The sequence below is a fragment of the Microbacterium sp. SORGH_AS_0428 genome, assembly GCF_031453615.1.
Classification (GTDB): domain Bacteria; phylum Actinomycetota; class Actinomycetes; order Actinomycetales; family Microbacteriaceae; genus Microbacterium.
In genome coordinates, this window is record NZ_JAVIZT010000001.1 from 3,261,522 (window position 1) to 3,275,340 (window position 13,819).

Genomic DNA, 13,819 nt, shown 5'->3' on the forward strand with positions numbered 1-13,819 from the left:
CTGACATCTGCCGGGAGTGAGCGCTAACATTTGGAGAGCCGACGTCGCCGTCGGTCACAGCGAAGACGCTCCCCGAAAGGACCGTAGCCCGTGCCCACGTTGCACCGGGCGGCCCCCCTGCGCCGCCGAACATCCCGGACGCTCGCCGTCCCCGTCCTCGCGGCACTGGTCGCCGCACCACTCGTCAGCCCGTTGATCGCTCACGCCGACACCCCCACCGGTCTCATCGCGCACTACGCGCTGAACGAGACGAGCGGCACGGTGGCGGTGGACTCGTCGGGCAACGCGCGCAACGCCGCCTACGTGGGCTCGCCCACGCTGACGGGCGCGGATGGTGTGCGCCTGGACGGCTCCGACGACTACGTGAAGCTGCCCAACGACCTGCTGCGAGGGCTGTCCTCGGTGACGGTCAGCGCCCAGGTGCTCGTGCGCTCGGAGATGAGCGGCAACCACTTCCTGTGGAACTTCGGCAACACGACGAACGGGATCGGCGACGGCTACCTGTTCGCCACCTCGACGCCGTACCGTGCCGCCGTCGGCATCGGCAACTGGAGCACGGAGCAGGGTCCGAACAGCGGCAGCAATGTGCCCCGCGACGTGTGGAAGACCCTCACCTACACGCTGGACGACGCCACCGACACGTCGCGCATCTACCTCGACGGCGTGCAGGTCGCCGTCAACACGCAGACGACAACGAAGCCGGGTGACATCGGTCAGGGAACGACGACGGCCAACTACATCGGCCGCTCGGCGTACAACGCCGACCGCCTGCTCGCCGGCAGCGTCCGCGACTTCCGGCTCTACGACCGCGCGCTGAGCGCGAACGAGGTGGGCGACCTGGTCTACGTCCCGCCCGTGCCGGGAGAGTCGGAGGCCGTGGATGCGGCGCTCGCCGCCCTCTCCGTGCCCAACGCCGACGACATCCGCGGCAACATCACGCTCCCTGGCTCCTCGAAGGGCCTCGACGTCTCGTGGTCGTCATCGAACCCGGGCGTCGTCGGAACGGACGGCGTCGTCACCCGCGGCTCGAGCGATCAGGCGGTGACCGTCACCGCCAGCGTCACCAAGGGCAACACCACCCGCACGCGCGACATCGCGCTGACGGTGCGCGCCGCGGTCGAGCTGGCGCCGTTCGAGGGATACACGTTCGCCTACTTCACCGGCAACTCGGTGCAGGGCGAGAACATCTACTTCGCGGCCAGCAACGGCAACAACGCGTTGTCGTGGACCGAGCTCAGCAACGGCAACTACACGCTCACCTCGAACTACGGCGAGAAGGGTCTGCGGGATCCGTTCCTCATCCGCTCTCCCGAGGGCGACACGTTCTACCTGATCGCGACCGACCTCTCGATCGGCCGCGACGGCAACTGGGACCGCTCGCAGCGCACCGGCTCGAAGTACATCGAGGTGTGGGAGTCGCACGACCTCATCACCTGGAGCGAGCAGCGCCACGTGAAGGTCTCGCCCGACACCGCCGGCAACACCTGGGCGCCCGAGGCGTACTACGACGAGTCGATCGGCGAGTACGTCGTGTTCTGGGCCTCCAAGCTCTACGCGGAGGACGACGTCAACCACACCGGCAACACCTACAACCGGATGCTGTACGCCACCACGCGCGACTTCGTCACCTTCAGTGACACCAAGATCTGGCAGGACGACGGCCTCTCGCGCATCGACTCCACCGTCATCAAGGCCGATGGTGTCTACCACCGCTTCACGAAGGATGAGGGCGCCGGCGGCACGGGCTGCAGCGACATCATCCAGGAGCGTTCGACCGACCTGCGCGCGCCGCTGTCGGGGTGGACGATGGAGGACTCGTGCATCGGCCGCGACGCCGGAACCGGTGCGGTCGAAGGCCCGTCGGTGTTCAAGGCGAACCCGGGAGATGTGAACGGCGAGAAGTACTACCTCTTCGTCGACGAGTACGGCGGCCGCGGGTACATCCCGCTCGCCACCGACGACATCGCCAACCCGGACTGGAAGGTGCCGGCGAACTACCGTCTGCCCGCCAGCCCTCGCCACGGCACGGTGGTGCCGGTGACGGCGGCGGAGCTCACGGCCCTGCGCGCCAACCTGCCGCAGCCGATCACGGCCAACGAGGACGGCGAGGTCGTGCGTTATGACTTCACCGACGGCTCGGGCACCACGCTGCACGACCGCTCGGGTGCCGGGCGCGACGCCACCATCCAGGGCGGAGCGACGTTCTCGAACGGCGCCCTGACCTTCGACGGCTCGAACGATTACGTCGATCTGCCCGACAACCTGCTGGCTGGGCTCACGGACATCACCGTCGAGACCCGCGTCAAGATCGATGCGGCGCAGCGCAACCCTTACTTCCTGTACGCCTTCGGCAACACGGGCGGCGACGGCAAGGGCAATGGCTATCTGTTCTCGACCGGCAACGACACGTATCGTGCCGCCCTGACGACCGGCAACTGGACGGGCGAGCGCAACGCCACATCCGCATCCGCCCTGCCTCGTGGTGAATGGGCGCACCTCGTGTACACGCTGAGCGGCAACACCGCGCGGCTGTACCTCAACGGTGTGCAGGTCGCCCAAAACGACGACGTGACGGTGGACCCCGGCGACATCGGGGGAGGCCGCACGCTCGCCAACTACATCGGCAAGTCGGTCTACAACGAGGACAACCTTTTCCGCGGACAGGTGAGCGACTTCGTGCTCTACAACCGGGCGCTGTCGCCGGGTGAGGTCGTGGAGCGCTCGGGCAACACCGAGGTGCTCGGCGGCGTGAGCCTCGCCGACCCGTCGGTGCTCAAGATGGCGCCGATCGTGGATGTGGCCAACCGCACGGTGACCTTCGCGGTCAACCGCGGCACGGACCTCACCAAGCTCCGCCCCGTCTACGCGACGGCGGAGGGTGTGACCACCTCGCCCGCATCCGGGTCGGTGCGCAACCTCACCGCACCGGTGACCGTGACGCTGTCGCGGGAGGGTGCGGACAACGTCGTGTGGACGCTCAAGGCGGTCGAGGTGAAGACCCCCGTGCTGCCCGGCCTGTACGCCGATCCGAACATCGCGGTGTTCGGCGACACGTACTACATCTACGCGACGAGCGACGGGGTTCCCGGATGGGGCGGCAACACGTTCTACGTCTGGAAGTCCAAGAACCTCGTGGACTGGACGCGGGCAGCCGAGCCCTTCCTGACGCTCGACGGCGCGAACGGCAACGTGCCATGGGCGACGGGCAACGCGTGGGCGCCGACGATCATCGAGAAGGGCGGCAAGTACTACTTCTACTTCAGTGGTCACGAGCCGAACGCCAACCGCAAGATGATCGGCGTCGCGGTCGCCGACAGCCCCGAGGGCCCGTTCACGGCCCAGGAGCTGCCGATGATCCGCAACGACGAGAGCGTCACGAGCGGGCAGGCCATCGACCCCGCAGCGTTCCACGACCCGGTCTCGGGCAAGTACTACCTGTTCTGGGGCAACGGCAGCCCGCTGTACGGCGAACTGTCGGACGACATGACCAGCATCGTGCCCGGCACGATCAAGCGGATCTCGGGCCTGCCGGAGTTCCGCGAGGGCCTGTTCATGAACTACCGCGACGGGCTGTACCACCTGACGTACTCGATCGATGACACGGGTTCGCCGAACTATCGCGTCGGCTACGCCACGTCGACGAGTGTCGACGGACCGTGGACCTACCGCGGCATCCTGCTGCAGAAGGACACCACACAGGGCATCCTCGGCCCGGGGCACAGCTCGATCATCAACGTGCCGGGCACGGACGAGTGGTACATCGCGTACCACCGGTTCGCAATCCCGGGTGGTGACGGCACGCACCGTGAGACGACGATCGACCGCATCCAGATCGGTTCCGATGGGCTGTTCCAGCCGGTCGTTCCGACGCTCACCGGCGTGGAGCCGCGCACGGTGCTCGGCACCGGGCCCGACCCGGAGCCGAGCGAGTCGCCGTCGCCGGAGCCGAGCGGCTCGGCCTCGCCCGACCCCAGCGGTTCGCCGTCGCCGGAGCCGAGCGGGTCTACGTCGCCGCAGCCCAGCGCGTCACCCTCGGAGCAGCCGAGCGCTCCCGGTGTCTCGGTCTCGACGTCGACCGTTGAGCGCGGCGGCATCGTGAAGGTCACCGTGACGGGGCTGGCTCCCGGCGAGCAGGTCACGGCGGAGCTGCGCAGCGATCCCATCCGGATCGCGGGCATCCCGGCGGCCGACACGACCGGCACGGTGGTGTTCGACGTGCAGATCCCCGCGGATCTGCCCGCCGGCATCCACACGATCGTGGTGTTCGGTGCCGACGGGGCGGAGATCGCTCGTCAGTTGATCACCGTCGTCCCGGCGGGGCAGCTCGCGGCGACGGGAGCGCAGGGACCCCTGGGTGTCGCGCTCCTGGGATCGCTGCTGATCGTGGCAGGCGGCATGGCGTGGTTCCTGCGCCGTCCGCGTCGTCGGGCGGTCTGATCGCTCGCTGAACAATCGGGGCCGGCACGGTATGCCTTTCGAGGCATATCGTGCCGGCCTCCGGCTGCTTCAAATCCGTAGGGAGCGGTGCCGATCTCCCTCGGGTCGCGGGGATGAGTGTTTATGGTCAGTTCTCGCGATTGAGAATTCTGACCAGGTCGTCTCGTATCCTCCCCGCTACAACGAGACCGACCTCAAGAGTGCTGAGCAAATCCGACCATGTCTCGCCTGGCGTGGTTTCGATGGCCAGGACTGGACGTACGGGGGTGTGCTGCAGCCGCAATCTGTGTGCATACATGAGTACCTGCCCTAAGCCCAGCCTCATCTGCAGCTCTAGATTCTCAGACGTTGCCGACTTTACCTCGACAACGTAAACGGTCCCGTCCGGCCCTCGCAGAGCCAGATCGAATGCTGCCGACCCAGCCCCAGGGCTCAGTACATCGAGGCCCAGTGCCTGCCCGGCAGCAGCTGCCTCGTTCTGAATTCGCGCGTGGCTGCGTACGGCTCGCTCCAGGGCGTTGTACTCCCCGACTTCGTAGCCATCGGGCAGTGATACAAGTGTGCCTTCATCGGCCTGCCTGTAGTCAAGGAACTGTCCGTCTCGCAGGCGGTCGTCGTCCTCTGATGCATCGGGAACAACGACGTCTTCGTCGTCCTGATCGAGAAGGATTCCGTACACAACTTGCCATGCCCTGACCTGGACGGCAGGCCACGAACCAAGGAGTTTCCTCGCGGTCGCGGCGCTAGGTCGGCCATCTCGCCCGACTTGCCATCGGTCGTATTCTGCGACTGATGGCGCGTGCCCGATGTCTCGCCAGCAATCCACGACTGCCCTGTTTGCGGACGCAGCGTCGAACTCCTTCGATGGCCCACTGTGCCCGTTCGAGCTCAGCCCAGCGGCCGAAACTGCTCCGATCCACGAGCTGAATCGAAGGATATACGCTTGCACGCCGGGGCGTCTTCTCCCGTCGGTGAAGAAGGGCTCGGCGCTGAGATAGTTCCGATAGGCATTCGTCGTTAAAGCTGTCTTAGAGTCGGATGCTGCGTCTCTCAGGCTCTGCAGCATCTCTGGCTTTGTGAAGCGTTTACTCGCTGACCGCGGAAGCCTCGTGAGAACTTTCCACTCGGGAAGCTCTCGCTCGAGATAGCGCTGAACGGCACCCTCCGTGAGGCCGACCGTGAGGGAAGTCTCGGCCAGGCTCCGAGTTCGCAAGAACGCTGCCCGAATGTCTGCGCCGAGCATGTTTACCTGACGCAGTTCGCGGAGGCGAGTTGTCTCCGACAGTGAACGAGGCTGAATCCCGCGGGCTTTGAGACGTTGACGAACACCCTCTCTGGTGATGCCGGCTATGGCAGCAACTTGCTCTAGCGTCAAGTACTCCTGCTGGTACTTTCGGAGCCAGTCATCATCAGTCGCATCATTGGGATCGCTGAGCATTCCGTCTCCCACGTCCGTGAACTGATTGGTCTGCGTTGACACTTCATCCGTCACGACTGTGAGAGTAGCGGCTGGCGATGGGGGCAGCATGCATCCGGCGCACTGCATAATCGTGGTCTTGTTATGCGGTCGCGGGAGTTATGCCCGGATGGCAGACACCGACGTAGGTCGCGACGTGCTTCACCTCGCCGTTCTCGCCCGTCGCGCCTAGGACGAGGTCAGGCGGAGTCGTCTCTGTGCGGCGGCTGTGGATAACTCCAGCGCGGGGGCATGCCTCCCGTTCAGGATGCTGCGCATGTCACCGTCATCCGGTCTTCGCGATGCGATGCCCGCCGAGGCAACGCTCGCCGAGCGGGTGCGGGCGCGTCTGCGTGCCGACGGCGTCGACCCCACGAGGGATCCCGAGGCGGGGGAGCGGTTGGCTCGCGCCGAGGTGCGCCGACACAACGATGCGGCGCTCGCGAGGGGCGCGGCAACTCTCGACGACGAAGACGCATCCGTCCGTGGTGTGATCGCGACCGTCGCCGGCTACGGACCTCTCCAGCCCTTCCTCTACGACCCGGAGGTCGAGGAGGTCTGGATCAACGCACCCGATCGGGTGTTCGTGGCTCGCGAGGGTCGCTCTGAGCGCACCAGCGTCGTGCTCACCGAGGCCCAGGTGAGGGAGCTCGTCGAGCGCATGCTGCACGCGACGGGACGACGTGTCGATCTGAGTCAGCCGTTCGTCGACGCGTCGCTTCCTGACGGCAGCCGGCTGCACGTGGTTGTGCGCTAACCGCCAGCAGGCGATCTCGCCTAGGAAGCCTTCCGCCGCCAGGGTGCTTCGCTGGCTGGCTTGACGGACGCCTCTCGCTCCTTCAGCACGTCGTCTGCGGTGACCGCGCCGACGAGACCTCTCATCAACCAGATCAGCCTGATCGAACCGTGAACCAGCAAGAGGATGGCCAGCTCGAAGAACCACGGCGCTAGGGCCGAGACGTCAGCGATGGTGAGGAGCGCCGAGACGAGCGAGAGCCCGGCAGCCGTGAACCCAGAGGCGATCGTCGAGGTCCAGTTCTGCGCGAGAGCGCGGCCACCGACGAGACGGAACTGCCGGAACTTCGGAGATGAGCCGGACAGGCCGAAGACGACGACCACTCCGGCAAATCCCGCGACGATCGATGCAGCGCCCACGAAGCCGAGGTAGATCGACGTTGAGAGTGCCGGGTCCGCGTTGATCATGCCGGTCCAGATGTTTGGGATCCATCCGAACGCCGAAGGGACGGCCTGGATCAAGACCACGACCAGCAGGGCGAGGTTCACAGACCAAGGGTGGTCCTGCGGACTCATGCTGGAACTCATGTCACCCCCGTGGCTCGATGTATTCCCTGAATCTACGGATGGCCTGCGACATCGCTCCCAGGATGGCGTACGCCGTGGGTTCCTCGTCTTCGGACCCGCCGACTTCTTCGGACAGACTAATCCGGTCGAGCGTGAAATCCACGTGATCCTTCACATAACCATCGTCCTGTGGCTGCATCAGCGTTGCGCTCGCATGCGATCCCGGCACGGTCCGGACAAACTCAGCCACGGCGTCCGCAAGGTGCTGTGCGCCGACCCCGTCGGGCCGGGCGTTCCCGTAGCTGACGATCATCTCTACCGAGACTCCGCCTGCTCCCGTGTCCTGCACGGCTTGCATGGCCCGGACAACATCGCTCGTAGGATCCGCGTCGTCCAAGACATCGGCGCCGACCTTCAGATGCAGCTTGGTCGCGCCGATCGCGGAGTTCAGGCGCGCCAATTGATCGCGCCGCGCGTAGGGGCGAAGTTCCAGGCGGGTCTCTTCGAACTCAAGTCCGGCGACCGCAGTGAGCCAGCTCGATATGGCCGTGAAACTCGGGCCGCCTGGTGTGCGGAGAATTGCGACGAAAGGCGTCCCCGTTATCCGGACCACGTATGCGGGTTCAATGAGTGCGCCAACCACACCGGTGGACGCGAGCGACGTGTGTTCGCCGTCGAGATCGCGAATATCCGGCCAGTCCATCCCTGGCCGCAGCTTGCCCAGGTAGAGGTAACGGACCTGGCGGGTGGGCTCGTCTCGAACCTCACCCTCGTACTTCCGCTGGCGGATCTCGTGTCGGAGCTCCTCGACTTCCATGCCAGCGATCATGTCGAAGAGGTCGTCCCACGCCTCCGCGGTGTACTCCTGGACTGACTCGTCCTGCGCAACCTCGATCAGCTCGAAGAAGTGGACGGTGCGTGTCTTGCCTGCCATGACTGCTGTTCCCCCCGGATTTACTACCGGATTATTGCAGCGAAGCGCCCTCAACCCGTCGCTCGACACATCACGTCGTGATCGGCGGAATCACGCGCAAGCACTGGGCCGTCAACATCCGCGAGTTCTTGCCGCGCTATCGTCGGCTCGCCCAACTAGTCGCCACCGGCACGCTGCCGCCCCAGGTCGCCGAACGGCTGAGTCGGGCGATGCGCCACGGCGACAGCATCCTGGTGTCGGGTGCGACGCACGCGGGTAAGACGACGATCCTGGCGGCGCTCATCGCCGAGTGCGCACCGAGTCAGCGGATCGTCACGGTCGAGGAGACGTTCGAGCTCGCCGTCGACGCCCACGACCTCGTCGCCCTCCAAGGGCGGCAGCCGAGTCTCGAGGGCACGGGCGAGGTCACGCTACGACGACTCGTGAAGGAAGCGCTCCGGATGCGGCCCGACCGCCTCATCGTCGGGGAGGTGCGTGACGCGGAGGCGCTCGATCTGCTCCTCGCGCTCAACACCGGAGTGCCTGATTATCAAATTCCCCTATCTGGACACCGCTGTTGACGTCCGCGCCTTCTGCGACACGCCGCGACACGCCGAACACGGTTATCCCCAGGTCAGAATCTAAATATGGGCGCTTGGGAGACGGGGCTGTTCGAATGCAACTTCGAAACCCGCGGAAATCAGGGGTTTCTTAGAGTCCCGGGCGTGTCGTGCCTGTGGATGAAGCGGTGGACAACCTGTGTTGTATCTGGGGAGAGCGTCGCAAAAATGACACGGATGTAACTACTACCCCTTGTGGTGCTATCCCATGTCTGTACCCATATGTAGTATTGAGCCGAGGACAACAGCAAGGAGCCCCGAAACCGCGGGGTAAGCCGGGCGGGGTTCGGGGCTCTACACCTATCTTGGCCGATGGGGTGTGTAGAGACTCTAACACTGCAGGGGTCACCAGGCGCCAGTGCCACGGTGGCCCACCGGCTGTACCGACGCAGTCCGGATTGGAAAGAAGAGATGGCGCGTAAGCCCACTCTGTCCCCTGGTGATTCCACTCCCCGTTCGGGGCAGTACGAGATCGTTGGTCCCCGCGGTGGGCACACGGGTAAGGAGCGCACCTCCACCCGTGGAAACCCGCTCCCGCCCACGCCTGGGGCTGGTCAGGGATACCGCCTCGTCGACCCGACGAAGCACTGATCATGGCACGCGGTTACACGGTCAACTGTCCGTACTGCCACCGCAAGCTCGGCCCGTTCCCGGGCTACCATCCCGGACTGATTCGGTGCGGCGCATGCGGCAAGGCGTTCAACCTGCGCTGATCACAGCAACGCGGAAGACTCATCGCTGCGGCGGTGGGCCTTCCGTGTGCGCACTAGCTGGGAGCTAGCTGTGAGTCTGAAGGCGGCGAGGTCTGCGAAGTCGAGTTCGATCAGGTTTGATCGGGCTTGATAGGGATGCACCGGGATGTATGGGGCTGCAGCGGGGCCAATAGGCGAATAGCCCATCTGGCTCGCCCATAAGTGGGCGCCCTCTCGGAAGCGTCGCCAGGCGCGGTAAGATGGGTAAAGCGACAAAAGCTCCGGCTTTGGAACCGGAGCTTGTCGTGATCTAGAGAGATCAGTTCCCAGTCCTGATCTGACTGGGTGGCAGGGCGGTATGGGCCGTCCGGAGGTGCAACTCCGGGCGGCTCCCGCCTTATCACCTGACAGGTGACACCTCTAACTATAAGCGCAATTCGTTCTGTAAAGAACCGTGCGCTAGTTTTCTCGCTTGTTGTCAAGCTTCGTCGGGCGTGTCGTTCCGCTCACAGTTCGCGCGATAGTTCGTGCGAGTAGTTCGTGGAACCGTCGTCTGCGCGTTCGTCTCGTTCCTGGACGTGGTCCTAGATCGGTTCGTGGAACGTGAGAATGGCGAAACCGTCCGTGTCGTAGCTGAGCGTGACGGGCGTGTCGATGACTACCACGCCAGTCTTGCCGTTCACGCTCGTGACGGGCGGAATGACGCCCAGGGTGGGCGTTCCGACCGCGCCGGTGGAGATCATGTCGAAGTCCACTTCGTTCTGGCCCAGCACGGGGGAGAAGTACTTGACCCGGTTCTGAGCCACGCCCTGCACGGCTTCGATGATCTTGTACGTCCAGCCTGTGTAGGCGTTCTGAGCGTCGTCCACCCATCCGGGCTGGTCAACGAGCGGGGGCTCAACCGTGCCCAATGACGCCCTCCGCGGCGCTCAGTGTGAGCGTCACGGGGATCAGGCAGGTGCCGGGTGCTGCCCAGGTTGCGGTTTTGGTGCCGGTGAAGGCCGGCGTGATGGTGAGGGTGGTCGCCAGTTCCGTGCCTTCTGGGCGGACGCTGCGTCCGTAGGTGAGTGTGACTGTCTCCAGGCCTGCGGGGTAGCTCATGGTGTTCTCCTTGATCAGAACTGCTGGAGCTGGAGGGTGACATCCAGCGGGTGGGTCGCATGTCATGCGCGATGCTGACGATCTGCACGTCGTAGCTGACGCCGCGGTAGCGCACGGCCAGGGATGCCGCCAGCGCCAGGCTCTCCTGGGCGTTCCCGTGGAGGCTAGAGGCTTGCGGTTCGAGCGTCTTGTGCTCCGCCAAGACCATGCTCCCGAGTGACGCGAAGTCGTCGGACCGGGCCGTGCTTGCGCTGGGCCACCGGGCGTTTCTGTGCGGCGGCTGTGGATAACTCCAGCGCGGGGGCATGCCTCCCGTTCAGGATGCTGCGCATGTCACCGTCATCCGCTCTCCGCGATGCGATGCCCGCTGAGGCCACGCTTGCTGAACGGGTGCGTGCGCGTTTGCGGGCCGACGGGATCGACCCCACGCGGGACCCCGAGGCGGGGGAGCGGTTGGCCCGCGCGGAGGTGCGCCGACACAACGACGCGGCGCTCGCTCGCGGCGCAGCGACCCTCGACGATGAGGACGCGTCCGTCCGCGGTGTGCTCGCGACCGTCGCCGGCTACGGACCTCTCCAGCCCCTGCTCGACGACCCGGAGATAGAAGAGGTTTGGATCAACGCCCCCGATCGCGTGTTCGTCGCGCGCGAAGGTCGCTCTGAGCGGACCGGTGTGGTGCTCACCGAGGCGCAGGTTCGGGAACTTGTCGAGCGCATGCTGCACGCGACCGGGCGACGCGTCGACCTGAGTCAGCCGTTCGTCGATGCGTCGCTTCCCGATGGGAGCCGGTTGCACGTCGTGATCGGCGGGATCACCCGCAAGCACTGGGCCGTCAACATCCGCAAGTTCCTGCCGCGCTACCGCAGGCTGGCCCAGCTCGTCGCCACAGGCACGCTGCCGCCGCACGTGGCCGAACGGCTGAGCCGCGCGATGCGTCACGGCGACAGCATCCTCGTGTCGGGCGCGACACACGCAGGCAAGACGACGATGCTCGCGGCGCTGATCGCCGAATGCGCTCCCCAGCAGCGCATCATCACGGTCGAGGAGACGTTCGAGCTCGCGGTCGACGCGCACGACATCGTGGCGCTCCAGGGCCGCCAGCCGAGTCTCGAGGGAACGGGCGAGGTCACGCTGCGCCGGCTCGTGAAGGAAGCGCTCCGGATGCGGCCGGATCGCCTCATCATCGGGGAGGTGCGCGACGCGGAGGCGCTCGATCTGCTTCTCGCGCTCAACACGGGTGTGCCGGGTGCGGCGACCATCCACGCGAACTCGGCGCGCGACGCGCTCGTCAAGCTCGCCTCCTTGCCACTGCTGGCGGGACGCAACATCGATCGGGACTTCGTCGTGCCAGCCATCGCGTCCAGCATCGACCTCATCGTGCACTGCGCCCAGGATGTTCGGGGTGCGCGGCACGTCGTGGAGGTGATGCAGACGACCGGCGAGGTCATCGATGGTGTGGTCGAAGTCGTCCCCGTCTACGAGGTGGCCCGATGACGATCTTGCTCGGGGCACTTCTCGGCGCCGGAATCCTGCTCATGCTCGCACCGCGGTTGTGGCCCGTACGCGCCGCGGCCGATCGCCCGGTGTCGCGGCGATCTCGAAGTGCGGTGCTTCTGGCGCAAGCGGGCTTCGCGCACCTGCCCGTCAGCGTGCTGATTCTCGCCTCCGCCGCCGGCGCGGTTCTCGCCGCCGCCCTCGCCTGGCTGCTGACACAGGTGCCGGCGTTCGCTCTGCTCGCCGCGCTCGCGGGGGCGGCGGCGCCCGTGTTGTGGCTCCGCGGCCGTGCGCGCCGGCTCCTCAAGGTCCGGCGGGGACTCTGGCCCGACATCTGCGACCTGCTCATCGCATCGGTGCGGGCCGGTTTCGCGCTGCCGGATGCTCTCGCCTCGTTGCAGAGTTCGGCGCCGACGCCCCTGCGCCCCGCCTTCGCGGGTTTCGCGCGCGACCTCGCCGCATCCGGTCACTTCGAGACCAGCCTCGATCGCTTGAAGGTGGCGCTGTCCGATCCGGTGGCGGACCGCATCCTGGAGACCTTGCGGATGGCGCGCCAGGTGGGTGGAACCGAGCTGGTGCCCGTCCTGCGGTCATTGTCGAGCGCGGTACGGGCGGATGCGGCGGTGCGCGCCGAAGTGGACGCGCGGCAGTCGTGGGTGCGGGGCGCGGCGGTACTGGGGCTGGTCGCACCGTGGGTGATCCTCGTGCTGCTCGCGCTCCGCCCGGAAGGATCCGCCGCGTACTCGAGCCCCGAGGGCGTCGTGCTGATCGTCGTCGGCGCGCTTGTCTCTGTCACCGCGTTCCGGATGATGCTGGCGGTCGGGCGACTGCCTGAGCCGCGGAGGTGGTTCGGATGACCCCTGCCGGCCTCACGCAGCTCGCGCTCGCGGTGCTTCTCGGCGGAGCGCTGGGTGCCGGAATCTCCCTGATCCTCTGGGCGACGCCGCGGTGGCGCGCGGTCTCGCTCGGGCGCCGCATCGCACCGTACCTGCGCGACGTCGCCGATCCGCGCGGATTGACGCCGCTCCACGCGCCCGTGCGCGACGCAGGGGAGAAGCTGGTGCGCCGGCTGGGAGCTCGCGTGGGTGGCGCGGCCGATCTCGAGGTACGGCTCCGCCGCGCGGGTTGGGGGATGGATGCGGCTGCCTTCCGCGCGCGCCAGCTCACTTGGGCGATCGTCGGGCTCGTCGTCGGCGCAGTCCTCGTCGTGGTGCTCGTCGTCGCGGGTTCCTTCGCCCCCGCGGTCGGGGTCCTCCCGCTGCTGGGAGCCGCCGCCGGAGCGATCGGCTACGACCTGCGTCTCGGCGCGGCCGTCCGGGCGCGTGCGGCGCGGGCAGCGGAGGAGCTGCCCACCATCCTGGAGTTCCTCGCCCTGTGTCTGGCCGCCGGAGAGAGCGCGTTCGACGCGATCCGACGCGTCTCAGCGGTCGGCTCCGGCGAGATCGTGACGGAGTTGCGCCGCGCGGTGCTGGATGTCGGCACGGGGTCCTCGCTGAGCGACGCACTCGCCTCCGTCGGGCGCGCGATCGACACACCTGCCGTCGCCCGCAGCATCGACCAGATCGTCGCGGCCATCGACCGCGGGGCGCCGCTCGCGCAGGTTCTGCAGGCTCAGGCGGCCGACGCGCGCGAGGACGCCAAGCGCGTGCTCATCGAGAAGGCCGGCCGCAAAGAGATCTACATGCTGTTGCCGCTCGTGTTCCTCATCCTGCCGCTCAGCGTGCTCATCGCTGTGTTCCCCGGCATCGTCCTGCTGAGGCTGGGGTTGTCATGACCCCGTCCGGCCCCTCGTGCTCATGAAGGA

10 protein-coding genes and 1 pseudogene are annotated in these 13,819 nt (G+C 66.5%); 6 read left to right on the plus strand and 5 right to left on the minus strand.

Features of this window, described 5'->3' with window-relative positions:
- Positions 1–90: 90 nt before the first annotated feature.
- Positions 91–4,437 carry a family 43 glycosylhydrolase gene (locus tag QE374_RS15900; RefSeq protein ID WP_309736472.1) on the plus strand — a complete coding sequence of 1,449 codons (4,347 nt, stop codon included), beginning with the start codon at positions 91–93 and terminating at the stop codon, positions 4,435–4,437.
- A 127-nt stretch (positions 4,438–4,564) separates the two neighbouring features.
- Here the strand turns inward: QE374_RS15900 and QE374_RS15905 are convergent, their stop codons facing one another.
- Positions 4,565–5,929: a hypothetical protein gene (locus tag QE374_RS15905; RefSeq protein ID WP_309736474.1), complete on the minus strand. Its 1,365-nt coding sequence runs from the start codon at positions 5,927–5,929 to the stop codon at positions 4,565–4,567.
- A 241-nt stretch (positions 5,930–6,170) separates the two neighbouring features.
- Here QE374_RS15905 and QE374_RS15910 point away from each other — a divergent pair, with 241 nt between their 5' ends.
- Positions 6,171–6,650, plus strand: a complete 480-nt coding sequence (locus QE374_RS15910) for an ATPase, T2SS/T4P/T4SS family (protein WP_309736476.1) — start codon at positions 6,171–6,173, stop codon at positions 6,648–6,650.
- 20 nt (positions 6,651–6,670) lie between these two features.
- Here the strand turns inward: QE374_RS15910 and QE374_RS15915 are convergent, their stop codons facing one another.
- Complete coding sequence (locus tag QE374_RS15915) at positions 6,671–7,177, minus strand: hypothetical protein (protein ID WP_309736478.1); 507 nt, start codon at positions 7,175–7,177, stop codon at positions 6,671–6,673.
- Positions 7,178–7,217: 40 nt separating this feature from the next.
- Positions 7,218–8,129, minus strand: coding sequence for a hypothetical protein (locus tag QE374_RS15920; RefSeq protein WP_309736480.1), 912 nt, complete (start codon positions 8,127–8,129; stop codon positions 7,218–7,220).
- Between the two features lie 71 nt (positions 8,130–8,200).
- Here QE374_RS15920 and QE374_RS15925 point away from each other — a divergent pair.
- Positions 8,201–8,653: pseudogene (locus QE374_RS15925) on the plus strand (ATPase, T2SS/T4P/T4SS family); the annotation flags it as partial.
- A gap of 1,351 nt (positions 8,654–10,004) precedes the next feature.
- Here QE374_RS15925 and QE374_RS15930 read toward each other — a convergent pair.
- Entirely contained in the window at positions 10,005–10,289 is a 285-nt protein-coding gene (locus tag QE374_RS15930) for a hypothetical protein (RefSeq protein WP_309736483.1), read from the minus strand.
- Positions 10,290–10,317: 28 nt separating this feature from the next.
- Positions 10,318–10,521 carry a hypothetical protein gene (locus tag QE374_RS15935; RefSeq protein WP_309736486.1) on the minus strand — a complete coding sequence of 68 codons (204 nt, stop codon included), beginning with the start codon at positions 10,519–10,521 and terminating at the stop codon, positions 10,318–10,320.
- Between the two features lie 330 nt (positions 10,522–10,851).
- On the opposite strand from QE374_RS15935, the gene QE374_RS15940 reads away from it, so the two are divergent.
- From QE374_RS15940 to QE374_RS15950, 3 genes are read left to right on the plus strand one after another with little or no spacing between them, the layout of a single operon-like run.
- Complete coding sequence (locus tag QE374_RS15940) at positions 10,852–12,015, plus strand: ATPase, T2SS/T4P/T4SS family (protein ID WP_309736488.1); 1,164 nt, start codon at positions 10,852–10,854, stop codon at positions 12,013–12,015.
- The gene (locus QE374_RS15945) at positions 12,012–12,872 is read left to right on the plus strand and encodes a type II secretion system F family protein (protein WP_309736490.1); all 861 of its coding nucleotides are present in this window, start codon (positions 12,012–12,014) and stop codon (positions 12,870–12,872) included. Before QE374_RS15940 ends, QE374_RS15945 begins: the two co-directional genes overlap by 4 nt.
- Complete coding sequence (locus QE374_RS15950; RefSeq protein WP_309736492.1) at positions 12,869–13,789, plus strand: type II secretion system F family protein; 921 nt, start codon at positions 12,869–12,871, stop codon at positions 13,787–13,789. The genes QE374_RS15945 and QE374_RS15950 overlap by 4 nt, the downstream gene beginning before the upstream one ends.
- The last annotated feature ends 30 nt before the right edge of the window (positions 13,790–13,819 follow it).